This is a genomic window from Aeromonas sp. Y318-1, from assembly GCF_027706125.1.
Lineage (GTDB): Bacteria > Pseudomonadota > Gammaproteobacteria > Enterobacterales > Aeromonadaceae > Aeromonas > Aeromonas hydrophila.
Window position 1 is genome coordinate 203666 of record NZ_JAPDCM010000003.1, and the last position, 25438, is coordinate 229103.

A 25438-nucleotide genomic window follows, 5' to 3' on the forward strand; every position below is an offset into this window, starting at 1 on the left:
TCAGTCTTCCCGGGTCACGCGCAGCACCTCTTCGAGGCTGGTCTGCCCCTTGAGTACCTTGTCGATGCCGTCGCGGCGGATGCTGGGGGTGTGACCCCGGATCAGCCGCTCGATGGCCAGCTCGCCGCTGGCGCTGTGGATCGCCTCGCGCACCGCTTCGTCGATCACCACCAGCTCGTGGATACCGGTCCGGCCGCGATAGCCGGTGTGGTTGCACTGCTCGCAGCCCACCGGCCGCCACACCTGCTGATCCGGCGCCAGCTCGATGCCCATGGCAATGCGCTCCTGCTCGGTGATGGGGCGCGGCGCGCGGCAATCGGGGCAGAGGGTGCGCACCAGCCGCTGGGCCAGTACCGCCAGCAGTGAGGAGGAGAGCAGGAAGGGCTCGATACCCATGTCTCGCATCCGGGTGATGGCGCCGATGGCGGTGTTGGTGTGCAGGGTCGACATCACCAGGTGGCCGGTCAGCGACGCCTGCACCGCGATCTGGGCGGTCTCGAGGTCACGGATTTCCCCCACCATCACCACGTCCGGATCCTGGCGCAAAATGGCGCGCAGGCCGCGGGCGAAGGTCATGTCCACCTTGCTGTTGACCTGGGTCTGGCCCACCCCTTCGAGGTCATATTCGATGGGGTCTTCGACGGTCAGGATGTTGCGATCCCGCGAGTTGATCTCGGAGAGGGCCGCGTAGAGGGTGGTCGACTTGCCCGAACCGGTCGGGCCCGTCACCAGAATGATGCCGTGGGGCTTGCGAATGAGTTCGCTGATGATGTTGCGGTTGGCCAGCGTCATGCCGAGCTGCTTGAGCTCGAGCCGTACGTTGTTCTTGTCGAGCAGTCGCAGCACCACCCGCTCGCCGTAGCTGGACGGCATGGTGGAGACCCGCACGTCCACCGCCCGGCCGCCGATGCGCAGTGAGATGCGGCCATCCTGCGGCACCCGCTTCTCGGCGATGTCCATCCGCGACATGACCTTGATGCGCGACACCAGCAAGGAGGCGAGCTTGCGATGGGGCCGCAGGATCTCCCGCAGTACACCATCGATGCGAAAACGGATCACCAGGGCCCGCTCGAAGGTTTCGATGTGGATGTCGGACGCCTCTTCTTTGATCGCCTCGCTCAACATGGCGTTGATGAGGCGGATGATGGGGGCGTCGTCGTCGGCATCCAGCAGGTCTTCACTCTGGGGCAGCTCTTCGGCCAGCGCGAAGAAGTCCATCTCGTTGCCGAGATCCTCCATCAGCTGGCGCGCCTCGGAGGAGTCGCGCTGGTAGTGGGCCATCAGCAGCTCTTCGAAGGCTTCGCCGTCCATCTGCTCCACCGTGAAGGCGCAGCCCGCCACCCGCCGTACTTCCAGCAGGGTTTGCGGCGTCACGCCCTGGCGGCAGAGCAGCACCGGGGCCCCCTGCCGCTCGGTCAGGATCACCCCGAAGTTGCGGGCGAAGGCAAACGGCAGCTCGGGCAGGGCTGCCGGCATGTCGACGCCATCCAGCTGGTATGCCGCCATTACTTGTTACCCACGAATGGCTGCACCGAGTCGATCGTCGTTTGCTGGTGCTGCTTCATCTGTTCAATCTGCTTTTGTGCCTCGGGCGATGTTGTCACACCCTGGCTGTACTCGGGCAGCACCTGGCGCTTGGGCGAGGTGAGATACCCCTCCTGCGCCGCCGCCTCCTGCTGCTCGGAGCGGAACTCGGTGTACTTGTTGCTGGAAACACCTGTGTAGATGTTGGCATCCCGCAAAATGGTCGGTCGGATAAAGACCATCAGGTTGCGCTTGGAGGTGCTGTTATTGGTCGAACGGAACAGATAGCCCAGCACCGGGATATCGCCGAGCAGCGGCACCTTGGAGACGGTTTCGCTGGTTTTCTCATCCATCAAGCCGCCCAGCACTACTGTCTCGCCGCTCTTCACCAGCACTGCGTTCTTGATGGTACGGGTATCGAAGGTCGGGCCAAGTGTTGCAGTTCCCTCGGCAGGTTTGTTCGCTACGCTGGAAACCTCCTGCTCGATATTGAGCAGCACGGAATCCCCCTCGTTGATCTGCGGCGTCACCACCAGCTTGGTGCCCACCGTCTTGCGTTCGATGGTGTTGAACACCTGATCGCTGGTGGTGGAGCTCTGGGAGCCGCTCTGCACCGGCACTTCCTGGCCGACGTTGAAGGAGGCTTCCTTGTTGTCCATGGTGACGATACTCGGGGTGGAGAGAATATCGCTCTTGGAGTTGGTGGACAGGGCCGTCACCAGCGCGGCCCAGTTGCCGTGATAGAAACCGGCCGCCATACCGTTGAACTCTTTGGCCAGCGAGGCCAGGCCGGTGGTGGTCCCGTTATCCTTGTAATCCTTGGCCGCAATGGCCACCGAACCAATCGGCAAACCGGTATTGGTGAACTGGGTGCCGCCGCCATTGGTGTTGGCCCACTGCACCCCGAGGTTGAGACCGTCGCCATCGGCGATCTCGACGATGATCGCCTCCACCAGCACCTGGGCACGGCGAATGTCGAGCTTGGCGACCACTTGCTCCAGCTCGGCCATCACGTCCGGCTGGGCGGTGATCACCAGGGCATTGGTGGTTTCGTCGGCGGAGATGGCCAGCTTGCCGCCTCCGATGCTGGCACCGCCACCCCCTGTGGTGGTGGCCGCGCCGCCCTTCTTGTCCGCTTCGATGCTGGAGCTGACGCCCTTGAGCACCTCCACCAGATCCTTGGCCTTGCCGTATTTCAGATAAAAGACCCGGGTGTTGCCCTGGCTCTGCAGGTCACGGTCAAGCTGGTGCACCATCTGGATGATGCGGGCGCGCGCCTTGGGCTCGCCGCTCACCACCACCGAGTTGGTGCGCTCATCGGCTACCACCTTGGGCGCCAGCAGCAGGGAGGTGTTGCCGCCCTGGTTGTTGCCATCCTTGTTGAGGTTGGTCACCAGCCGCACCATCTCGCCGGCGGAGGCGTACTTGAGCTTGACGATGTCCACTTCCTGGTCGCCCGCCTTGTCGACCCGGCGTACCACTTCCACCAGCCGGTTGACCACGGCGGCGCGGCCGGTGATCAGCAGCACGTTGGAGGGGTCGTAATGGACCACGTTGCCGCCACCGGCGTTGTCGTTGAGCTGGCGCAGCAGCGGCGCCAGTTCACGTACCGAGACGTTGCGCACCGGCACGACCCGGGTCACCATCTCGTCACCGCTGCCGGGGTTGCTCTCGTCCACCACCGGGATGGCGGAGGTCTTGGCATCCTTGGAGCGCACCACCTTGAGCACGCCGTTGTCCATCGGGACCACGGCGAAGCCATAGACGTCGAGCACGCTCAGGAAGAACTGGTAGTACTGGTCTTCGTTGAGCAGGTCATAGCTGCGGACGTTGATCTTGCCGCGCACCGAAGGCTCGATGATGATGGTCTTGTTCAGGTTCTTGCCGACCGTGTTGATGAACTCTTCGATGTCGGCATTCTTGAAGCTGGCGGCATATTCGGTGGCCCAGGCAGAACCTGCCATCATCAGCGCCGCAGCCACGGTGGCCAGACGCCAGCCCTTCCCTTTATTTATCATTCTTGGTGCTACTCCAAATCATTATTCTGACAAGCCGACATAAACGTCGTAGAGCTGTCCTTGCCGCTCGACGGTGACGGTCATTTCCGTTGCGCCAGCCACCTGCTGCATCGCCTGCATGGCCTGAGCGTTATCCCGCAGATCCAGCCCATTGATGCTGACCGCCATGTCGTTGGCGACCAGCCCCAGTTGATTGAACAGTTCCGGATTGCTGCCCGGATTGAGGCGATAGCCGACCATGCGGCCATCGACCCGGACCGGGGAAATATTGAGGTAATCGGTGATCTTGCCGGGGTTGCCCATCAGCTCGTTGCGCACCGAGGAGAGCTTGCCGTCCTGGTTGCCCGGCTTGGGCAGCGGCTTGCCGTACTCTTCCCCGTCCAGCATCAGGGTCTCGTCGCGGCCGTCCCGCTCGATGATGACCCGATCCGGGAACACCTGGCGGATCTTGGCCTGGGTACCATCGATGAGATCACCGATGCCGTAGGAGTTCTGCAGCCCGTTGTGGGCGATGATGGCAATGGATTTGGCGGGATCCGAGCTCGCCAGCACGCCGTTGAGCTGGGCGTTGAGCTGGGTCTTGGGAGCATCGGCTGCGACAACATCGGCCGCCTGGGCCTGCTGTTTGGCCTTGCCGAACAGTGCCAGCCGACTGACGCCGCTCAGGTCGAGCCGGTTTGCACCCTGGCTCTGATTGGCGACCACCGACGGTTGCCAGGACTGGCTGACGGGCCGGCTGCCGAGATCCAGCAGACGCCAGGTGAGACCGGCACACTGGTGGGCCAGCAACAGCAGCAGAAGCCAGAACAGAGGCTGGCTGAATCGGGAGAGTGGCACGGTTTTACAACGGGCCAGAAGGGAGCTCAACAAGTCATCCCTGAACGGTAGCGTCATGTTTATCAATATTTTCTGGCATCCAAATCGGTTGGCTATTGTGTACGGCAATGGACCCAGAGACAACCGACCGGATGGGATGAAGCTGCGAAAATTGACATTCCGTCACACCATCAGCCCCCCTGTTTCTATCCCGGGGCCCGCCTCTGGTATAATCAGGCACCCCTTTCAGCCATTCCGGAGTCGATTCATGCCGAACCCCGCAGAAACCCCAGCCCTGGTCCGTCTCGACAAGTGGTTGTGGGCGGCACGTTTTTACAAGACCCGCAGCCTGGCCCGCGACCAGATTGAAGGGGGCAAGGTGCATTACAACGGCCAGCGCAGCAAACCGGGCAAGCATGTCGAGGTCGGCGCCCTCATTCGCTTCTGGCAGGGTCAGGACGAACGGGAAGTGCGGGTGCTCGAGGTGAGCGAGCAGCGCAAGTCCGCCCCGCTGGCCCAGCAGCTCTATGAAGAGACCGAGGCCAGCCTGAAAAAGCGGGCCGAGAACAGCGAGGCACGCCGCTTCAACAGTCAGTTTGCGCCAAGCCCCGAGCGTCGCCCCGACAAGCAGGAGCGACGCCAGCTGATCAAGGTCAAGCAATATTGACCCGCCAAGATGGCCCTTTTATGACGACAGTTGCCGGAATAAGTTCCTAACCAGCTGTTTATTAATGTTTTTATCTATTTACCCCACCGAAGAACCCAGGAATGCATGATGAGTAACCAAGATCTCCTGTATCGCTATCTGTTCGAAGAGTACGAAGTCCGGGGCGAGCTGGTCCAGCTGGACCACACCTACCGCCACGTGGTTGAGGCCCAGAACTACCCGGTACAGGTGCAAAAACTGCTGGGTGAACTGCTGGTCGCTACCAGCCTGCTGACCGCCACCCTCAAGTTCAAAGGCTCCATCACGGTGCAGTTGCAGGGCAACGGTCCGGTACGGCTGGCCGTCATCAACGGCGACAACAACCAGCAGCTGCGTGGTGTGGCCCGCTATGAAGGGGAACTGCCGAGCGACGACAAGCTGCAGAGCCTGATCGGAGAAGGCCAGCTGGTCATCACCATCACCCCGGAGCAGGGTGAACGCTATCAGGGCATCATAGCGCTGGACGCCGACACCCTGGCCGGCTGCCTGGAGCACTACTTCGCCCAGTCCGAACAGCTGGCGACCAAGCTGTGGATCCGCACCGGCTACCACCAGGGTGAGCCGCGTGCCGCTGGCATCCTGCTGCAGGAACTGCCCGCCCAGAGCGAGGATCACAGCGACGACTTCGAGCACCTGACCCAGCTCACCAGCACCATCAAGGATGAAGAGCTGTTCGGTCTGGAAGCGGAAGAGATCCTCTACCGCCTTTACCACCAGGACAAGGTGCGGGTGTTCGATCCGCAGGCGGTCGAGTTCCGCTGCACCTGCTCCCGCGCCCGTTGTGAGGGGGCTCTGCTGCAGATAGAGAAAGAAGAGGTGATAGAGATGGTGCAGGAGCTCGGCAAGATCGACATGCACTGTGATTATTGCGGCGCCCAGTACCAATTTGATGGGATCGACGTCGAAACCCTGTTCAGCAGGGCTCCCGGTAATGATGCAAACAAGTTACACTAATTAAAGGCGGGCAAAACCCGCCTTTAACTTAAATAACAAAAAAATACCCTATTTTATAAAATTTGATGGCGATCGCTAAACTCTACCACCTAAGTGATAGGATGAACGCCAGATAGAACCCTACCAACCTCTGAACCCAGGAGAATACAATGACAATCGTGGCAGAACCCACCCTGGCCAAGCAATTAGGACTGGACCAGTACGGTATCAAGAACTCCACTGAAATCCTGCGCAACCCTTCCTACGACCAGCTGTTCGCGGAAGAGACACGTGCCGACCTGGAAGGGTTCGAGCGCGGCGTAGTGACCGAACTGGGCGCCGTCAATGTCAATACCGGCATCTTCACCGGCCGCTCCCCTAAAGATAAATATATCGTCAAAGACGCCACTACCCAGAATACTGTATGGTGGTCTGACCAGGGTAAAAACGATAACAAAGCCATCAGCCCGGAAGTGTGGTCACATCTGAAATCTCTGGTGACCAAACAGCTCTCCGGCAAGCGCCTGTTCGTGGTCGACGGCTTCTGTGGTGCCAACCCCGATACCCGCCTGGCCGTGCGCATCATCACCGAGGTAGCCTGGCAGGCTCACTTCGTGAAAAACATGTTCATTCGCCCGAACGATGAAGAGCTGAAAACCTTCAAACCGGACTTCGTGGTGATGAACGGTGCCAAGTGCACCAACCCGAACTGGAAGGAGCAGGGTCTCAACTCCGAGAACTTCGTCGCCTTCAACCTGACCGAGAAGATCCAGCTCATCGGCGGCACCTGGTACGGTGGCGAGATGAAGAAGGGGATGTTCTCCATGATGAACTACTTCCTGCCCCTGCGCGGCATCGCCTCCATGCACTGCTCCGCCAACGTGGGTCAGGACGGCGACGTGGCCATTTTCTTCGGCCTGTCCGGTACCGGCAAGACCACCCTCTCCACCGATCCCAAGCGTCAGCTGATCGGCGATGACGAGCACGGCTGGGACGACGATGGCGTCTTCAACTTCGAAGGCGGCTGCTACGCCAAGACCATCAAGCTCTCCAAGGAAGCCGAGCCGGACATCTACAACGCCATCCGTCGCGATGCGCTGCTGGAGAACGTGACCGTGGCGGCCGATGGCACCATCGACTTCGACGATGGCTCCAAGACCGAGAACACCCGGGTCTCCTACCCCATCTATCACATCGAGAACATCGTCAAGCCGGTCTCCAAGGCGGGTCACGCCAACAAGGTGATCTTCCTGACTGCCGACGCCTTCGGCGTGCTGCCCCCGGTCTCCAAGCTGACCAAGGAGCAGACCAAGTACCACTTCCTGTCTGGCTTCACCGCCAAGCTGGCCGGTACCGAGCGCGGCATCACAGAACCGACCCCGACCTTCTCCTCCTGCTTCGGCGCAGCCTTCCTCTCCCTGCACCCGACCAAGTACGGTCAGGAGCTGGTGAAACGGATGGAAGCCGCCGGCGCGGAAGCCTACCTGGTCAACACCGGCTGGAACGGCACCGGCAAGCGCATCTCCATCAAGGATACCCGCGCCATCATCGACGCCATCCTGGATGGCTCCATTGAGAAGGCCGAGACCAAGGTGCTGCCGATCTTCAATCTGGAAGTGCCGACCGCCCTGCACGACGTGAACCCGGCAATCCTCGACCCGCGCGACACTTACGCCAACAAGGCCGAGTGGGATGCCAAGGCGGTTGACCTGGCAGGACGCTTTATCAAGAACTTCGAGCGCTTCACCGACAATGAAGAGGGCAAGCGTCTGGTCGCGGCAGGCCCGCAGCTGTAACAGCCAGCCCCGTTCACTGCCAATCTCATACCGGTCAGCCCAGCTGGCCGGTATTTTTTTGAGCAGAGCGCGGCGTTTGACTCCCGCCAAACCTTGCCTTGTGGGCCCTTGCGCGTTAGATTCAGCCCAACTTTATACAATATACAATTTTGTAACGATTCCCCTGTGACCCGATCATGACCCCACCCTACAAGACCCGTACCCAAATGGTGATGGAAAACCTCCGTGGCCGGATCCTGCGCGGTGAGTTTCCCGCCGGCGCCCCCCTGCGTCAGGACGCCATCGCCAAGGAGCTGGCGGTGAGCCGCATTCCGGTGCGCGAAGCCCTGATGCAGCTGGAAGCGCAGGGGCTGGTGAAGTTCGAGGCCCACCGCGGCGCCGTGGTCACCATGCTGGATGCAGCGGCCATCGAGGAGCTCTTTTATTTGCGAGCCCTGCTGGAAGCCGATACCCTGTTCCACGCCGTCGACCTGATGACGGAGGAGACCTTCGCCAGGGCGCAGGCGATCCTCGCCCAGTTCGACCAGGCCCTCGAGTCGGGCACCCAGATCGAACGCTGGGCCGAGCTGAACCACAGTTTTCACGCCACCCTCTATGAGGCCGCCGGCCGCCCCCAGGCACTGGAGCTGATCGCCCAGATCAATCTGAGCTGTGACCGCTATGTGCGCTTCGAGCTGCTGTTCGCCAGCGATGGCGTCGACAAGGCAGAGCGCGAGCACGCCCAGCTGCTGGAGCTGTGCCGCGCCCGCCGCAAGCACGAGGCGGTGGTACTGCTCAAGCAACATATCGAGGCGGCTGGCCAGTCCATCAAGCGGATCCTGGACAGCGGCCACAACCACTGAACACTCACATCACAACAATCTGGCATTAACGACATGAATCATTTCGAGATTATTGAAACCCGCGTCGCCCAGGTCAGGGCCGAACTGGCCATGATGGAGCTGGACGCCTTCATCGTCCCCCACGACGACGAGCATCTGGGGGAGTACATTCCCGCCTACGCCGAGCGACTGGACTGGATCACGGGTTTCAACGGCTCCGCCGGCCTCGCCATCATACTGGCGCAGCGGGCGGCCCTGTTCATCGACGGTCGTTACACGGTGCAGGCCCGCATGCAGGCACCGGCCGAGCTCTTCGAGTTTCTCCATCTGGTGGAAGATCCCCATGTGCAGTGGTTGGCGGATCAGCTGCCGTCCGGCTCCCGGGTCGGCTTCGACGCCCGCCTGCACAGCCTGGCCTGGTATCACAGTGCCAAGGCGGTGCTGACCGAGCGCGGCATCGAGCTGGTGCGTGTGGAGCAGAACCCCATCGATCTGCACTGGAGCGATCGCCCCGCCCCCACCAAGAATCCGGCCATCCTCTACAGCGAAGCGCTGGCGGGCCAGTCCAGCCAGGCCAAGCGAGAGATGCTGGCCAGCGATCTGCGCAAGCGCGGGCTGGATGCGGTGCTGCTGACCCAGGCCGAGCCCATCAACTGGCTGCTCAACCTGCGAGGTCGCGACGTGGAGCGGCTGCCGGTAGTGCTCGGCTTTGCGGTGCTCTACGCCAACGCCACCATGGATTTCTTCGTCGACACCGACAAGATCGACTGCTTCGCCTTCAGCCAGCACGTGGGGCAGGATGTTTCCGTCTACCCCATCGACAAGCTGGGTGACGTGCTGCAGCGCATCGGCGAAGATCAGCAGAAGGTACTGGCCGATCCCAACACCGCCAACGCCTGGACCCAGCTGGTCATGGAAGAGGCGGGCGCCATCCTGGTAGCCGGTCAGGACCCGACCATGCTGCCGAAGGCATGCAAGAACGAAGTGGAGCTGGCCGGCATGCGCGCCGCCCACCTGCGCGACGGCGTCGCCGTCACCCGCTTCCTGGCCTGGCTGGATCGACTGATCGCCAGCGGCGAGTTCGACGGAGTGGATGAAGGCACCCTGGCCGATCAGCTGGAAGCCTTCCGCCGCGAGCAGGAGCACTACGTCGAGCCGAGCTTCGACACCATCTCGGCGCTCGGCCCCAATGCCGCCATGTGCCACTACCGCCACACCAACGGCTCCCCGCGCACCTTTGGCCAGGACAGCATCTATCTGGTGGACTCCGGCGCCCAGTATCTGGACGGCACCACCGACATCACCCGCACCATCAAGGTGGGTGAGCTGACCGACGAGCACAAGGCGATGTTCACCCGGGTACTGCAGGGTCACATCGCGCTGGATCAGGCCCGCTTCCCGCGCGGCACCGCCGGCATCCAGCTCGACGTGCTGGCCCGCCAGCCGCTGTGGCAGGCCGGTTACAACTACGACCACGGCACCGGCCACGGTGTCGGCCACTTCCTGAGCGTGCACGAAGGCCCGCAGCGCATCGCCCCCAAGGGCAGCCTGGTGGCCCTGCAGCCGGGCATGGTGCTCTCCAACGAACCCGGTTACTACCGGGAAGATGCCTTCGGCATCCGTTGCGAGAACCTGGTGGTGGTCACCGAGCAGGAGCAGATCGGCGAGCTGCCGATGCTGGGCTTCGAGCGGCTGACCTATGTACCGTTCGATACCCGCCTCATCGATCGCAGCCTGCTGAGCCCGGCCGAGTTCCGCTGGATCAACGAGTACCACGCCGAGGTCTACCGCCGCCTGAGCCCGCTGCTGGAAGGCGAGGATCTCGCCTGGCTGGAGCAGGCAACCAGCCTCATCTAAGCGCAGACAACTCTGCTTGTCTGATGAAACAGGGCCCACGGGCCCTGTTTTTTTGCCCGCCGGTTTGACCTGTATCAAGACCCCGCCGCCCCAGGTCCGGACAATGCCCTGCATGACGACCCATCACTCCCACTCCGCGCGCCCGGCCCGTGCCGACAAGGCGCCCGTGCATCCCAGGCTCAAGCGGGAGCAGCAGACGGTCAGCGCCATGATCCGCCTCTACTGCGACCACCATCATCAGGATCCCGCCTGCCGGCACTGCCAGCAGTTGCAGGAGTTCGCTCACCAGCGGCTGCGTCGCTGCCGCTATGGTCACGGCCACAAGCCCACCTGTGCCAACTGCCACATCCACTGCTATGCCCCGGCCATGCGCAAGCAGATCCAGCTGGTGATGAAGTGGAGCGGCCCGCGCATGCTCTGGCATCACCCCTGGCTGGCCCTGCGCCACCTGCTGGACAGCCGTCGCAAGGCCCCCAAACGACCGGGCAGCCGTCCCCTGCCGCCCTGAGTCGGGGCCGCCCTGCCGCTCAGCGCCCCAGACCCACTTGCATCAGTCCGGCGGGCCCACTACCCTGTGGCTCCTTTTTGACTGCCGCCCGGCAGCACGTACGACACCACAGGAGCCCGGATGCACCAGCCCCCCGTTTTGAGAGTGGCGCGCCACACCGACATGCACGCCATCTGGCAGATCGACGTCAATGTATTCGGGGAGGATGTCTATCCCGGCTTCTTCTTCCGCCAGGCCATGGATCTGTGGCCCGAGCTGCTGCTGGTGGCCGAGCTGGACGGCAAGCTGCTGGGCTATGCCCTGGGCGGACTGGGACAGGATCGGTCGCAGGGCTGGCTGCTCTCCTTGGCGGTGCTGCCGGAGGCGCGCGGCTTCGGCCTGGCCGAACGCATGATGCTGCAGGTGGAGCAGTCACTGCTGACACTGGGGATCGAGCGGGTCAGACTGACGGTGGATCCGGCCAATCCCGCCCAGCGCCTCTACTTTCGACTCGGTTATCAACAACTGGCCGAGGAGCGCGACTATTTCGGCCCGGGGGAGGATCGCCTGCTGCTGGAAAAACGGCTCGGCTGAGCCGGCGGTGACGGGGTTTGCCGGGCCCGGGCCTTATAATTGGTTACACTTTGCTGGTTTCATGCTCAATCCGGTTGGCGTAGAGTTGAATCACTGACCGAACAAACCAGATTAGATGCCAGCCCAGGAGGCCCATCATGTTGAAACGCATTACCCTCATCGCCCTGTTGGCCACCACCACCGCCACCATCCTCAGCGGCTGTGCCAACAGCGACGTCTACTCCGGTGACGTCTACACCAAGGATCGCGCCAAGCAGGTACAGACCGTCAGCTACGGCACCATCCTCTCCACTCGCCCGGTCAAGATCCAGGCCGATGAGAACTCACTGATCGGCACCATCGGCGGCGCCGTGGTTGGCGGCCTGCTCGGCAGCACCATTGGCGGCGGGCGCGGCAGCGACATCGCCGCGGCCGGTGGCGCCATCGCGGGTGCGGCAGCGGGCAAGGCGGCCGGTGACAAGCTCAACCAGGTGGACGGTGTCGAACTCGAGATCAAGAAAGAGAACGGCGAATCCATCGTGGTGGTACAAAAGGCCAGCCCCACCTTCGTACCGGGCGCCCGGGTACGCATGACCCAGGGCAACGGCACCATCAACGTGGCCGTGGTCAACTAAGCCCTCGGAACCCTCCGCCCATGAAAAAGCCCTCGCAGTGCGAGGGCTTTTTTTATTGCCATGTCGGCCGGGAATTACTGACGGATCAGCCGGAAGATGGCGTAGCCAGGGTGCTGGGCGTCATCCATCGGCAGGGTGGACTTGTACTCCAGATCCGCACCGGCCAGCTGCTTGGCCTCCTCGCGGGGCGAGGAGTAGAGCCGCACGTCCACGTTGGCCGGCAGGGCCTTCATGTGCCAGTTATTGTTGGCCGCCGGGCTGAAGCCGGCCGGGTTGTCGGCAGACTGGGCCTTCAGGTACTGGGCGATGATCTCGCGCGTCTCGAAGGGATCTTCATGCACTATGTTGCTGCCGTCGATGCCCGGGAAGTGGCCGCCGCCGCTGGCGCGGTAGTTGTTGGTCACCACGTAGAACTTCTGGGCCGGATCGATGGGCTGGCCGTTGAAGGTGAGGCTGCTGATGCGCTGGCCGTCGCTGACCTTGGCCCCTTCCTTGTTGTAACGGGCCGGCTGGGTGATATCCACCTCGTAGTTGACCCCGTCGATCACGTCGAAGTTGTAGGTGGGGAACTTCTCGTTCACCAGCCACTGCACCTCGGTCTTGCCGGTGTCGATCTGGTTGAACTGGCCGGCGCTCATCTCCAGCCACTCCTTGACGGTGGCCCCGTTCACCTCGACCACCTGCAGGGTATTCGGATAGATGTAGAGGTCGGAGACGTTGCGCAGGGAGATGTCACCCTGAGCCACATAGGTGAAGTCATTGATGCCGTTGCGACCGCCACGGAACGGGGCCGCCACCGACAGGATGGGGTAGGACTCCTTGAGCAGACCGTCTTTTTGCAACTGCTCGGCATGCTTGCGCTGGGCATCGCTCACCAGCTGCACCGAAGGATCATCCTGCACCAGGGCGAAGAAGCTGTGGATGGAGGAGGTGATCTTGCCGAGCGGCTCGTCCAGCCACTGGTTGGTGGCGTCGTGGTCGGCCTGCACCAGGTCCACCACCCGTTGATCCACCGCACTCCCCTCGCTGGAGTCGATCTTGCGCAGGCTGGCCTGGCTCTGTTTCACCTGCCACTTGCCGTCCACCTGCTCCAGCTTGAGGTCGATGATGCCGAGGTGGTTGCCCCAGTAACCCGGCATCACGGTCGGAATACCGCTCAGGGTGCCGGCCTTGTTGTCCACCTCCGGCAGATCCGGGAAGTCACCCGGGAAGTTCTTGTGGGCGTGGCCCAGCATCAGGGCGTCCACCCCTTTCACCTTGGCCAGGTGCCAGGCGGAGTTCTCCATCATGGCCTCGTAGCTGCTGGCGTTGATGCCGGTGTGGGCCACCACCACCACGATATCGGCGCCCTTGGCGCACAGCTCGGGCACATAGTGGTTGGCGGTCTCGACCATGTCGGCCACCACCACCTTGCCTTCCAGGTGGCGCTTGTCCCACTGCAGCACCTGCGGCGGGGTCAGCCCCAGGATGCCGACCTTGACGGTCTGCAGCTGGCCCTTGTCATCCTTCACCTTGCGCTCCAGCAGCAGGTAGGGGGTGAACTTGTTGCCGCTCCAGTCTATTTGCCCCTTGGCATCGCGCTTGAAGGCGCCCGCCTCGAACACGTTGGCGTTCACATAGGGGAACTTGGCCCCCTGCAGGGTCTTGGTGAGGTAATCCAGCCCGTAGTTGAACTCGTGGTTGCCCAGGTTGCCGGCATCATAGCCGAGCTCGTTCATCGCCTTGAACACCGGGTGGGCCTGCTTGTCGAGGTAACCGGCACCGGACTGCTCGAAGATGTAGTCCGCCAGCGGCGTGCCCTGGATCAGGTCGCCGTTGTCGAGCAGCAGGTTGTTGGGGTTTTCCGCGCGGGCCGCGCGGATCAGCAGCGCGGTGCGGGAGAGGCCAAACTTGCGATCTTCCTTGTTCTGGTAGTAGTCGTAGCCCAGCACGTTGGAGTGGATATCGGAGGTCTGGATCAGACGCAGGGCAACCTCACCCGGTTGCGCCTTGCTGTCGTTTTCATTGCTACAGGCAGATAACAGCACGATGGCTGCAATAGCACCCAGCTTCATGGTTTTATTCACTGTCTTGTCCCTTTTATTATGAGTGTCGCTTTACCAGCGACGGGAATTTAACAGACGAATATGTCAGCGCATGAAGCCGGGATTAATTTTTATGAGGTGCGGCACAAAAATAGCCTTATGACGCCAGCAGAGCCCCGCTCGCCAGCTGCAACGCCAGCCCCAGCATGATGAAACCAACAATAGTATCAATAGCTTGCTGAACCCTGCCGCGAGCGAGCCAGGGCGAGAGGGCGGCCGCCCCGAACGCCAGGCTGTAGAACCAGACCAGCGAGGCCAGCATGGCCCCCGCCGCAAAGGCCGGCCGCAACTCTTCGGCAAACTGGCTGCCGAAGGAGCCGAGCAGCATCAGGGTATCCAGGTAGACGTGGGGGTTGAGCAAGGTCACCCCGAGGGTCATGGCCAGCACGCTCTTGACCCCCATCAACTGGGGCGAGTCCGCCAGCTTGGCTCCCTGCCCGCGCCAGGCACTGCGCAGGGAACGGATACCAAACCAGCCGAGAAACAGCACGCCGCCCCAGGTCAGCAGGGCCAGGCCGATCGGGCTGGCCGCCAGCAGGTTGGCCCCGCCAAACACCCCGATGCCGATCAGCACGAGATCGCACAGGCAGCAGAGGGTCGCCGTCAGCAGATGGTGGTTGCGGTGGATGCCCCGACTCAGCACGAAGGCATTCTGGGCACCGATGGGAATGATCATGGCAAGGCCGAGGGTGAAGCCTTGCAGGGTGGTAGCAAACATGGATGAACCGTCCAGCAGAGTGATTGGACGGCACTATAAGGGGGGCAGTTCTATTTAGAGAAATTCATTGATCTGCTGAGTCATTGGTTTTGCTAATGACTGCAGGGCAGGCATAACCCCTTCGGGGCAGAAGGGCCGCTATTCGGCCATGACTGTCAATTGCAGGATCTGACAATTGTTAGCCAATCACTCTGCCCCGAGAATCATCGGGTTTTATTGCATCAGCTTGGGGAAGTTGGTGACCACGACCTGCTCGAGATTGGGCAGCAAAATGCCACTGCTCACCCCCTTGGCGATGGCCTGGTAGCGATTCATCGACCCCGTTTTACGGGTGACCTGATTGAGGTGGTAGTTCACGGTTCGCTCCGTGATCCCCAGGATGCAGGCGATTTCACCCGACGTTTTCCCTTCACTGGCCCAGAACAGGCATTCGGTCTCCCGGTCAGTCAGGGCCTCCTGAGGGTCATCTTCCCGCAGACTGACCCGCACAATCCGGATCGCCGCCTCGAAGATGTAGTTGGACATCCAGGAGAGGATGGGCGAGGACTCCAGCAGCAGATCGCTCGATGCCCGCTCGGCGGTGATGAACGACAGTATGCCGTTCTCCCCCGCCGCACCGTGCAACGGGAACGAAATTCCGTTGCGCAGCCCGAACTCCGCCGCCAACCCCATCACGTCAAGACTGCCCTCTTGCAGAAAACGCGCCCGCTCATCCAGCCGGTTCCAGTAAATGGGCAAGGTCTGCTTGCGGGCCAATTGAATGATGGGATCACAGGCCAGCATATGGTTGGCCGTGTAGGCCTGCACCCAGGAGTCTGGGCACTGGTTGAACAGCACCACCTTGGGTCTTTGCATCGACATGGGAATGATCAGCGCAAACCGGTAGTAGTCGTAACCCATACCGAGCGTGAACCGACCGATCAACTCGGCCAAACGATCCCCGTCCGTTACCGAAGTGAAATGTTCGAGGTACTCAAGCAGTTGGTCTTGTTTCATATGCTAGCCCCCCTGGCCAGGGCCTCGATTATAGCGCCGAACACTGAAATGGAGACATCTGAATGCTTGTTTTCAAAGGAAAATTAAAAGAACACCCCAGATGGGAGGTAGAAAACGAGCTTTATCGCTTTCGCAATCGCGTCTTCTCCGATCGCCTCGGCTGGGATGTGGAATCCCACCGTGGCCTGGAGCAGGACAGTTTCGATACCCCTGATACCCACTGGGTGCTGATCGAAGACGAGGAAGGCCTGTGCGGCTGCATCCGTCTGCTCAGCTGTGCCAAGGATTACATGCTGCCCAGCATCTTCCCCACCGCCCTCGCCGGCGAAGCCCCGCCGCGCAGCAACGACGTGTGGGAGCTGACCCGCCTCGCCATCGATGCCGAACGGGCTCCCCGGCTCGGCAACGGCATCAGCGAACTGACCTGCATCATCTTCCGCGAGGTCTATGCCTTCGCCAAGGCGCAGGGGATCCGCGAGCTGGTTGCAGTGGTCAGCCTGCCGGTAGAGCGGATCTTCCGCCGTCTCGGCCTGCCCATCGAGCGGCTCGGTCACCGCCAGGCGGTGGATCTGGGGGCCGTGCGCGGGGTCGGGATCCGCTTCCATCTGGATGAGCGTTTCGCCCGTGCCGTCGGCCAGCCCCTGCAGGGTGCCTATGACGAGGCGCGCGAACTGGTCACCGAATAAAGACGACACAAAAAAATCCCGGGGTAAGACCCGGGATTAAAAGTTCTCGCTATGGCCCGTTTCCACCCCATGCAAAAACGGACGCAAAAGAGTATCTCTTGAATACCTTTTGACCACCACTGTCACATCTCACAGTGACAAATCCGCTTTCACCCCACAGCCCTTGTCACGCCTGGTCTGCCGACATTTTCAGCGATCTCCGGTTGTTCTCCCGCCACCACTTGAGTAGCATCCCTTCTCAATTCCCTCTGTTGATAAGGCATGCTGATGAAGGCGTTGGATTACAAGCTGCTGCTGGCGCTGGATGTGGTGATGCAGGAGCAGAACTTCGAGCGGGCCGCCCAGCGCCTGCACATCACCCAGTCCGCCATCTCCCAGCGCATCAAGCAGCTGGAGCAGCAGTTTGCCGAGCCGCTGCTGATCCGTGGCCAGCCGCTGCAGGCCACCGCGCTCGGGCAGAAACTGCTGGCCCACTACCGTCAGGTGCGCCAGCTGGAGCTGGAACTGGCCGGCGAACTCTCCCCCGCCGAGCCGCAGGCGCCGATCCGGGTTAGCATCGCCGTCAACGCCGACAGCCTGGCTACCTGGTTTCTGCCGGCCCTGGCCCCGCTGCTGGAGCAGCACCCCATCGAGCTCAACCTGCTGGTGGATGACGAGAGCCGCACCCTGGATCGGGTGCGCGAGGGGCAGGCGTTCGGCGCCGTCAGCCTGCACGGCCAGCCGCTGGCCGGCTGCTGCGTCGACGAGCTCGGTGAGATGCGCTACCTGCTCACCGCCAGCCCCGCCTTCGTCGCCCGCCACTTCCCGCAGGGGCTGACCCTGGCGGCGCTGGCCAAGGCGCCGGCGGTGGCCTTCGATCAGCGCGACGACATGCACGTCAGCTACATGGCCCGCCACTTCGGGCTGGAGCCCGGCGGCTACCCCTGCCACACGGTGCGCTCGTCCGAGGCCTTCGTCGCCATGGCCGAACAGGGGCTGGCCTGCTGCCTGATCCCGGAATTGCAGATCCGCCGCCAGCTGGCGGAGGGCAGCCTGCTCGATCTCAGCCCGGACCAGCATCTGGTCGAACGGCTCTACTGGCACCGCTGGGTGCTGGAACGGGGGCTGCACAAACAGATATCCCAGCGCCTGATCGAGCAGGGTCGCCGGGCACTGCAACCCGGCTGAACCGGCCATTCACCTTGGCTTTGGAGGGGTAAAAACGTATAGTGCTGGGCGATCCGTCATCAGGTCTCCACCCAGGTTTTCCACTTCAGGTTCCTCACTTATGTTCCAAGACAATCCGCTGCTGGCCCAGCTCAAGCAACAAATCCGCGAAAACATCCCCAAGAAAGAGGGTGTTATCCGCGCCTCCGATCGGGGCTTCGGCTTCCTGGAGGTCGATGAGAAGACCAGCTATTTCGTGCCGCCTCCCTACATGAAGAAGGTGATGCACGGTGACCGGGTGAGCGCCCTGATCCGTACCGAAAAAGAGAAGGAAGTGGCCGAGCCGGATACCCTGCTGGAGCAGTCCGTCACCCGCTTTGTGGCCCGCGTCAAGATGTTCCGCGACCGCCTCAACGTGGTCGCCGATCACCCGCTGATCAAGGACGCCATCAAGGCCCGCGTCAAGAAGGGGCTGGACGAGAAAGAGTTCAAGGAAGGGGACTGGGTGGTTGCCACCCTCAAGCGTCACGCCCTGGTGGACGGCAACTTCTCTGCCGAGATCACCCAGAAGATCGCCTCGCAGGAAGATCACAACGTGCCCTGGTGGGTGGTGCTGGCGCGCCATAACCTGGCCCAGGTCGAGCCGGCGGATCTGCCGGAGTGGAAGGTGATCGAAGAGGAAGAGCTGCCGCGCACCGATCTGACCGCGACCCCCTTCTTCACCATCGACGGCGCCAAGACCAAGGACATGGACGATGCCCTGGCCATCCGCAAGCTGGACAACGGCTGGGAGCTGCTGGTCGCCATCGCCGACCCGACCGCCTACGTGGCCGAGGGCAGCGAGCTGGACAAGGAAGCCGCCCAGCGCGCCTTCACCGTCTACATGCCGGGCCGCAACGTGCCGATGATCCCGCGCACCCTCTCCGACGAGCTCTGCTCCCTGAAAGAGGGCGAGGAGCGCAACACCCTGTGTGCCCGCCTGCTCATCGCCGAGGATGGCCTGCTGCTGGAGGAGACCGAGTTCTTCGCCGCCCGCATCAGCTCCCACGCCCGTCTCACCTATGACGACGTCTCCGACTGGGCCGAACACGGCAAGCAGCTGGATATCGACGCCGGCGTGCTGGCCCAGCTGCCGCTGATGAAGGCGATGACCGAGGCGCGCATCGCCTGGCGCACCGAGCATGCCCTGGTGTTCCCGGATCGCCCCGACTACGATTTCGAGCTGGGCGAGAACGGCGAAGTGCTGGCCATTCACGTCGAGCCGCGCCGCATCGCCAACCGCATGGTGGAAGAGTCGATGATCGCCGCCAACATCTGCGCCGGCCGCGTGCTCGGCAAGCAGGTCGGCTACGGCATCTTCAACGTCCACACCGGCTTTGACGAAGAGTCCCTCGACGGCGCCATCGATCTGCTGAAAAGCGCCGAGGCCCCGTTCGAGAAAGAAGAGATCGCCAGCCTGTCCGGTTTCTGCGCCCTGCGCCGCTGGATCGACAACCTGGACACCCGCTGGCTGGACGGCAAGATCCGCCGCTTCCAGAGCTATGCGCTGATGTCCGCCGAACCGGGCGCCCACTACGGCCTGGGGCTGGATGCCTACGCCACCTGGACCTCACCGATCCGCAAGTACGGCGACATGGTCAACCATCGCCTGCTCAAAGCCGTCATCGCCGGCAAGACCCCGGGTGAGCGCCCGAGCCTGGAGCTCACCGAGCACCTGACCGCCTGCCGCCGCCTGCACCGCATGGTGGAGCGCGACATCGGCGACTGGCTCTATGTCCGCTACCTCAAGGCCGATGCCGGCACCGACAAGGTGTTCAACGCCGAGATCATCGACGTGATGCGCGCCGGCCTCAAGCTGCGTCTGCGCGAGAACGGTGCCGTGGTGTTCATGCCCGCCCGCCATATCCTCGACAACAAGGATCGGCTGGAGTGCAACTGGGACAACGGTCGCGTCTATCTGGACAAGACCGAGGTGGTCTACGAGCTCGGCCAGATCATCGAGGTCAAGCTGACCGAAGCGGTGGAAGAGACCCGCTCCCTCATCGCCAAGCCGGCGGTGGAGCTGGTGCCGGGCCCGGCGCCGGTCGCCCCCACCAGCGAGGCCGATGCCGCACCTGCCGACGAGGCCCCCAAGGCCGAATAAGCCAGGCCTCCCCACCTTGTAAAAAGCCCGCACTCTGCGGGCTTTTCTATTGGGCCATGCCGCGCGCCGAGTCCGCCGATCACTTTTTGTACGCCCAGGCTTGCCAGTTGCTCGCCACGAGCATAGAGTGAACCCACAAATGAACGAACGTTCGCTCATAATGAATTTTCAGGCAAGAGGCATCCCCATGACCACCAACAACCTGCGGCTGGAGCAGCGACGCGAACAGATCATCCAGGCGGCGCTCGGCTGCTTTATCGAGCGAGGCTTCCACCAGACCGGCATGCGCGACATCGCCGCCGCCGCCGGGGTGAGCCTCGGCAACCTCTACAACCACTTCGCCCGCAAGGAGGAGCTGATCGCCCTGATCGCCTCGCTGGAAGCGGCCGAGCTGCAACCCCTGCTGGATGAGCTGGCCCAGGGGCCGGCCAGGGCGGCGCTGGCCCGCTTCGCCGCCGGCTACCTCGCCTGGTCGCTGACTCCGGAGAACCTGCTGCTCGGCACCGAGATCCTGGCCGAGCTGACCCGCCACCCCGAGATGGCAGCCACCTTCGCCAGCAACCAGCGCCAGCTGTGCGATGCCCTGGCGGCGGCGGTGCGCCGTGGCCAGCAGGCGGGGGAGCTGGCTGCACACCTGCAACCGGATCTCACCGCCCAGCTGCTGCTGGACGCACTGGAGGGGCAGGCGGTGCGCCACGCCCTGGCCCTGCATCCAGAGCAGGCACCGGTGGAACAAAGGTTGCCGTCCCTGCTGGACCAGCTGCTGGGCCCGGCCCGCTGATCACCCCAAGGAGTCACCACCATGACTACCCCGCACAATCGACTGGAAGGACTGGATCTGGCCCGTGCCATGGCGCTTATCGGCATGGTGCTGGTGAACTTTCGCATCGCCATGGGGGTGTTGGCGGGGGGGCCGACCTCGCTCAAGCCCCTGCTGGATGCACTGGAGGGGCGCTCCGCCGCCAGCTTCGTGGTGCTGGCCGGCATCGGGCTGGGGCTGTCGACCCGCAAGCTGGCGTGGTCGGCGGCCATGAGCCACACCGCCAGGCGGGCCCTGTTCCTGCTGATCGTGGGGCTGCTCAACTACCTGGTGTTTCCGGCCGACATCATCCACTACTACGCCGTCTACTTTCTGCTGGGGGCCTGCTGTCTCCGGCTTCCCTCCCCCTGGCTGCTGGCCCTGATCCCGCTGCTGGCGGCAGGCTTCGTCGGCCTGCTGTTCCTGCTCGATTACGATCGGGGCTGGCAGTGGCACAGCTTCAGCTATCCCGAGTTCTGGACCCTGGCCGGCTTCATCCGCAATCTACTGTTCAACGGCTGGCACCCGGTGGTGCCCTGGCTGGGCTTTCTGCTCTACGGCCTCTGGCTGAGCCGCCAATCTCTGGCCAATCCGCTCACCCAGCGCTGGCTGCTGGCCGGCGGGGTGAGTGCCATGGCGCTGGCCAAGGGGCTGTCACTCTGGTTGCCGACCCTCTTGCCGAACCCCGAGCTGGCGCCACTGCTGGCGACCCAGCCCATTCCCCCGGCGCCGCTCTACCTGCTGTTCGGCATGGGTGCGGCCAGCACCCTGATCGCGCTCTGCCTCTGGCTGGGACGCGCCCTGCCCGAGGCCCGCTGGTGGCGAGTGTGGCTGCCGGTCGGCCGGCAGACCCTGACCCTCTATCTGGCCCACATCATGCTCGGCATGGGAGTACTCGAGGCGATCGGCTGGCTGCAGGGGCAGGATCTGCCCGAGGTGGTGCTGGCCGCCACCCTCTTCGCCCTGGCGGCACTGCTGTTTGCCAATCTCTGGAGCCTGCGCTTCGAGCGAGGCCCGCTGGAGTGGCTGATGCGTCGGCTCTGCGGCTGAAGGAGATCATGAAAAGCTGAAAGTGGGTTACAAAATAATTGATTCATTGGTTATTTGAATGTGAATTCAAGAAATCCATCGTCAACACCCTCACTTTTCAGGTCAGGCGAATTGCTCCAATTGAATACAAATAATAGAAATGAGAAATGGATCACATTGACATCAGGTTTGCGCAAACAACAAAGAGTGATTCTAGTCACATAAAAACGATGCCGGCGGCAGAAAAGATCGAAATGTAGCCGAAATACAGAGTGTGAATGTGATCGACATCACTATGAAGGGAGGGGGGAGGTCGGGGTATTTGAGAGCTGCGTCACAAGACACCCCGTTTTCAGCCTAATTTGATCACAAGCTGGTAGATTGAAGTTGCTTAGACGACAGGGATGGCGGTTCGGCAAAACCGACCAGCCCGACTACCACTTTTAATCAAATAGGCTTAAAACGGGGTCCCGACATGTTATCACCGGATACCAAAGTCAAGATACAGAATTTTGGACGCTTCCTGTCCAATATGGTCATGCCCAACATAGGCGCCTTCATCGCCTGGGGCTTTATTACCGCCCTCTTCATCCCCACCGGCTGGCTGCCGAGCGAAACCTTGGCCAAGCTGGTCGGTCCCATGATCACCTACCTGCTGCCGCTGCTGATTGGCTATACCGGCGGCAAGCTGATGGGCGGTGAGCGCGGCGGCGTGGTCGGTGCCATCACCACCATGGGTGTCATCGTGGGCACCGACATTCCCATGTTCATGGGCGCCATGATGGTCGGCCCGCTCGGTGGCTGGGCCATCAAGCGTTTCGACAAGGCGATGGAAGGTCGCGTCAAGAGCGGCTTCGAGATGCTGGTCAACAACTTCTCTGCCGGCCTCATCGGCATGCTGCTGGCAATCCTCGCCTTCTTCGTGATTGGCCCCTTCGTCAAGGTGCTCTCCGGCGTGCTGGCCGGTGGCGTCGGCTTCCTGGTGGACAACAACCTGCTGCCGCTCACCTCCATCTTCGTTGAGCCGGCCAAGATCCTGTTCCTCAACAACGCCATCAACCACGGCATCTTCTCGCCGCTGGGGATCCAGCAGGCGACCGAGCACGGCCGCTCCATCTTCTTCCTGATCGAAGCGAACCCGGGCCCGGGCATGGGCGTGCTGCTGGCCTACATGGTATTCGGTCGCGGCGCCGCCAAGCAGTCCGCTGCCGGAGCCTCCATCATTCACTTCTTCGGCGGCATCCACGAGATCTACTTCCCGTACGTGCTGATGAACCCGCGCCTCATTCTGGCGGTGATCGCCGGCGGCATGACCGGGGTGTTCACCCTGACCCTGTTCAACGCAGGTCTGGTCTCCCCCGCCTCACCGGGTTCCATCTTCGCCGTGCTGTTGATGACGCCGAAAGCCTCCCTCATCGGGGTGCTACTCTCCATCGTCGCCTCCACCACCGTCTCCTTCCTGGTCGCCGCCGTGTTCGTGCGTGCCCAGCAACCGGAAGCCGACGAGGCCGATGCCCTCGGTGAAGCCACTCGCAAGATGAAAGCCATGAAGGGTGCCAAGCCCGAGACCGCAGCGGCCAAGAAGCCGGGCGGTGAACTGATGGCGGTGCGCAACATCGTCGTCGCCTGCGATGCGGGCATGGGCTCCAGCGCCATGGGCGCCGGCCTGCTGCGCAAGCGGGTGCAGGCCGCCGGCCTCGACATCAGCGTCACCAACCGCGCCATCGATCAGCTCGACGATCAGGTGGACTGGGTCATCACCCACAAGGATCTGACCGAGCGGGCCCGTCGCCACGCGCCGCACGCCCACCACATCTCGCTCACCAACTTCCTCGACAACGGTCTCTATCAGGAGCTGGTACAGAGTCTGACTCAGGCCGCCAACGATGATGTCGCCAACCCGCAGCTGCTGGTGGCCGCCAACGACGACAGCTACGAGCCGCAGGCCGCCGAAGTGTTCACCCTGAGCCGTCATGACGTGCACCTGGGGCTCAAGGCCGACAACAAGGAGGCCGCCATCCGGGCTGCCGGCAAGCTGCTGGCGGAGCGGGGCTATGTGGCGCCCGACTACGTCAACGCCATGCTGGAGCGCGAACAGCTGGTCTCCACCTACCTCGGTGAATCCATCGCCGTGCCGCACGGCACCATCGCCGCCAAGGAGTTTGTGAAGCGCACCGGCATCGTCATCTGCCAATACCCGGCCGGGGTCGCCTTCGGCGAGGCGGCCGATGAAGTAGCGCGGCTGGTGATCGGCATCGCCGCCCGCAACGACGAACACATGCAGGTGATAACCCGCCTGACCAATGCACTGGACGAACCCGGCCTCATCGACCGGCTGGCCAGCACTCAGGATCCCCAGGAATTCCTGGATCTGCTGGGTGCCGAACAGGCTGCCTGATCGTCCTTCATCGTCTTTGGTTCAAGAGGTTAATATCATGAAAACATTGCATTTTGGTGCCGGCAACATCGGTCGCGGCTTCATCGGAAAACTGCTGGCTGACGCCAGCCACCAGGTCACTTTCGCCGACGTCAACGAGACCCTGATCGACCAGCTCAACCACCGCCAGGAGTACAAGGTGCACGTGGTGGGAGCGGATCAGAAGCTGGACGTGGTGCGCAACGTGGCGGCGGTGAGCTCCGCCGGCCACGAGGTGATCGCCCGCATCATCACCGCCGATCTGGTCACCACCGCGGTCGGCCCCAACATTCTGGACAAGATTGCCAGCACCCTGGCCAAGGGGCTGCAGGCCCGCTTCGATGCCGGCAACCTGACACCGCTCAACGTCATCGCCTGCGAGAACATGGTGCGCGGCACCAGCCATCTCAAGCAGGAGGTACTCAAGTACCTGCCGGTCGCGTATCATGCCACCCTCGACGCCTGCATCGGCTTCGTCGACTCGGCGGTGGACCGCATCGTTCCGCCGGCGGCGGCCAACGATGATCCGCTGGAAGTGACGGTGGAGAGCTTCAGCGAGTGGATCGTCGACCAGACCCAGTTCAAGGGCGAGCTGCCGCAGGTGGCGGGCATGGAGCCCACCGACAACCTGATGGCCTTCGTCGAGCGCAAGCTGTTCACCCTCAACACCGGCCACATCGTCACCGCCTACCTCGGCAAGCTGAGGGGCTATCGCACCATCCGCGAGGCGATCGAGGATCCGCTGATCCGCAGCAAGGTGCGCCGCGCCATGGAGGAGAGCGGTGCCGTGCTGGTGCAACGCTACGGTTTCGACCCGCGCCTGCACGCCGCCTACATCGAGAAGATCCTGGCCCGCTTCGCCAACCCCTATCTGGTGGACGAGATTGACCGGGTCGGCCGTCAGCCGCTGCGCAAGCTGGCGGCGGGGGATCGGCTGGTGAAGCCGCTGCTCGGCACCCTGGAGTACGGCCTGCCCAGCGATCACCTGCAGGAGGGGATCGCCGCGGCGCTGCACTATCGCAACGCCGATGACCCGCAGGCGGTGGAACTGCAACAGCTGCTGGCGGAGCTGGGCCCGGCCCAGGCTCTGGCCCGCATCACCGGCCTGGCTGCCGACAGCGACATCGTCAGCGCCATCGTCACCCGTTATGGCAATTTGAAGTGACCTGATGAGGCGCCGCCGGCCCACCCAGGCCGGCCACCAAAGCGCCTCACACGATAAAAACCGGGAGAGAGGCCCACTCTCTTCCTGTCA

Annotated in this window: 21 protein-coding genes; 15 read left to right on the top strand and 6 right to left on the bottom strand. The window is 62.7% G+C overall.

All coding sequences use genetic code 11. The features are described 5' to 3' along the window. The 3 genes from exeE to exeC are packed head-to-tail and all read right to left on the bottom strand — an operon-like array spanning window position 1 to window position 4412. Window positions 1-1506: a GspE family T2SS ATPase variant ExeE gene (gene exeE / locus OKB87_RS05795; RefSeq protein ID WP_016349336.1), complete on the bottom strand. Its 1506-nt coding sequence runs from the start codon at window positions 1504-1506 to the stop codon at window positions 1-3. Next, complete coding sequence (exeD, locus tag OKB87_RS05800; protein WP_270826771.1) at window positions 1506-3542, bottom strand: GspD family T2SS secretin variant ExeD; 2037 nt, start codon at window positions 3540-3542, stop codon at window positions 1506-1508. Before exeD ends, exeE begins: the two co-directional genes overlap by 1 nt. 21 nt (window positions 3543-3563) lie before the next feature. Further along, window positions 3564-4412 carry a GspC family type II secretion system variant ExeC gene (exeC, locus tag OKB87_RS05805; RefSeq protein WP_272481873.1) on the bottom strand — a complete coding sequence of 283 codons (849 nt, stop codon included), beginning with the start codon at window positions 4410-4412 and terminating at the stop codon, window positions 3564-3566. Between the two features lie 214 nt (window positions 4413-4626). Here exeC and hslR point away from each other — a divergent pair, with 214 nt between their 5' ends. The 8 genes from hslR to OKB87_RS05845 all read left to right on the top strand — a co-directional run bounded on the left by hslR (window position 4627) and on the right by OKB87_RS05845 (window position 12166). Next, the gene (hslR, locus tag OKB87_RS05810; RefSeq protein WP_041216200.1) at window positions 4627-5025 is read left to right on the top strand and encodes a ribosome-associated heat shock protein Hsp15; all 399 of its coding nucleotides are present in this window, start codon (window positions 4627-4629) and stop codon (window positions 5023-5025) included. A 108-nt stretch (window positions 5026-5133) separates the two neighbouring features. Further along, window positions 5134-6018 (top strand): Hsp33 family molecular chaperone HslO, encoded by an 885-nt coding sequence (gene hslO, locus OKB87_RS05815; RefSeq protein ID WP_270826773.1) that lies wholly within the window; start codon window positions 5134-5136, stop codon window positions 6016-6018. Between the two features lie 149 nt (window positions 6019-6167). Continuing rightward, the gene (gene pckA, locus OKB87_RS05820; protein ID WP_043125525.1) at window positions 6168-7793 is read left to right on the top strand and encodes a phosphoenolpyruvate carboxykinase (ATP); all 1626 of its coding nucleotides are present in this window, start codon (window positions 6168-6170) and stop codon (window positions 7791-7793) included. Between the two features lie 176 nt (window positions 7794-7969). Continuing rightward, the gene (locus OKB87_RS05825; RefSeq protein WP_270826774.1) at window positions 7970-8635 is read left to right on the top strand and encodes a GntR family transcriptional regulator; all 666 of its coding nucleotides are present in this window, start codon (window positions 7970-7972) and stop codon (window positions 8633-8635) included. 33 nt (window positions 8636-8668) lie between these two features. Next, window positions 8669-10471: an aminopeptidase P family protein gene (locus OKB87_RS05830; protein ID WP_270826776.1), complete on the top strand. Its 1803-nt coding sequence runs from the start codon at window positions 8669-8671 to the stop codon at window positions 10469-10471. 112 nt (window positions 10472-10583) lie between these two features. Next, on the top strand, window positions 10584-10979 hold the full coding sequence (locus OKB87_RS05835) for a nitrous oxide-stimulated promoter family protein (protein ID WP_270826777.1): 396 nt from the start codon (window positions 10584-10586) through the stop codon (window positions 10977-10979). Between the two features lie 120 nt (window positions 10980-11099). Continuing rightward, a complete protein-coding gene (locus tag OKB87_RS05840) occupies window positions 11100-11552 on the top strand; it encodes a GNAT family N-acetyltransferase (protein ID WP_011704532.1) in 453 nt (150 codons plus the stop codon). 137 nt (window positions 11553-11689) lie between these two features. Then, on the top strand, window positions 11690-12166 hold the full coding sequence (locus OKB87_RS05845; RefSeq protein ID WP_270826778.1) for a glycine zipper 2TM domain-containing protein: 477 nt from the start codon (window positions 11690-11692) through the stop codon (window positions 12164-12166). A 74-nt stretch (window positions 12167-12240) separates the two neighbouring features. Here the strand turns inward: OKB87_RS05845 and OKB87_RS05850 are convergent, their stop codons facing one another. The 3 genes from OKB87_RS05850 to OKB87_RS05860 form a co-directional block, all read right to left on the bottom strand. Next, entirely contained in the window at window positions 12241-14220 is a 1980-nt protein-coding gene (locus OKB87_RS05850; RefSeq protein ID WP_270826779.1) for a bifunctional 2',3'-cyclic-nucleotide 2'-phosphodiesterase/3'-nucleotidase, read from the bottom strand. Between the two features lie 127 nt (window positions 14221-14347). After that, window positions 14348-14968, bottom strand: coding sequence for an L-lysine exporter (gene lysE / locus OKB87_RS05855; protein WP_011704530.1), 621 nt, complete (start codon window positions 14966-14968; stop codon window positions 14348-14350). A 213-nt stretch (window positions 14969-15181) separates the two neighbouring features. After that, window positions 15182-15964 carry a LuxR family transcriptional regulator gene (locus OKB87_RS05860; protein ID WP_005315931.1) on the bottom strand — a complete coding sequence of 261 codons (783 nt, stop codon included), beginning with the start codon at window positions 15962-15964 and terminating at the stop codon, window positions 15182-15184. A gap of 62 nt (window positions 15965-16026) precedes the next feature. Between OKB87_RS05860 and OKB87_RS05865 the strand changes: the two genes are divergently transcribed. The 7 genes from OKB87_RS05865 to OKB87_RS05895 all read left to right on the top strand — a co-directional run bounded on the left by OKB87_RS05865 (window position 16027) and on the right by OKB87_RS05895 (window position 25348). Continuing rightward, window positions 16027-16650 carry an acyl-homoserine-lactone synthase gene (locus tag OKB87_RS05865; protein ID WP_043125540.1) on the top strand — a complete coding sequence of 208 codons (624 nt, stop codon included), beginning with the start codon at window positions 16027-16029 and terminating at the stop codon, window positions 16648-16650. Between the two features lie 267 nt (window positions 16651-16917). Further along, complete coding sequence (locus OKB87_RS05870; RefSeq protein WP_270826780.1) at window positions 16918-17817, top strand: LysR family transcriptional regulator ArgP; 900 nt, start codon at window positions 16918-16920, stop codon at window positions 17815-17817. 100 nt (window positions 17818-17917) lie between these two features. Further along, a complete protein-coding gene (locus OKB87_RS05875) occupies window positions 17918-19939 on the top strand; it encodes an exoribonuclease II (RefSeq protein WP_270826782.1) in 2022 nt (673 codons plus the stop codon). A 187-nt stretch (window positions 19940-20126) separates the two neighbouring features. After that, window positions 20127-20720, top strand: coding sequence for a TetR/AcrR family transcriptional regulator (locus tag OKB87_RS05880; RefSeq protein WP_270826783.1), 594 nt, complete (start codon window positions 20127-20129; stop codon window positions 20718-20720). Between the two features lie 21 nt (window positions 20721-20741). Further along, window positions 20742-21788 carry a DUF418 domain-containing protein gene (locus OKB87_RS05885; RefSeq protein ID WP_270826784.1) on the top strand — a complete coding sequence of 349 codons (1047 nt, stop codon included), beginning with the start codon at window positions 20742-20744 and terminating at the stop codon, window positions 21786-21788. Window positions 21789-22242: 454 nt separating this feature from the next. After that, window positions 22243-24165, top strand: a complete 1923-nt coding sequence (locus tag OKB87_RS05890) for a PTS mannitol transporter subunit IICBA (protein ID WP_016349321.1) — start codon at window positions 22243-22245, stop codon at window positions 24163-24165. Window positions 24166-24202: 37 nt separating this feature from the next. Then, window positions 24203-25348 (top strand): mannitol-1-phosphate 5-dehydrogenase, encoded by a 1146-nt coding sequence (locus tag OKB87_RS05895; RefSeq protein ID WP_016349320.1) that lies wholly within the window; start codon window positions 24203-24205, stop codon window positions 25346-25348. Window positions 25349-25438 lie beyond the last annotated feature (90 nt).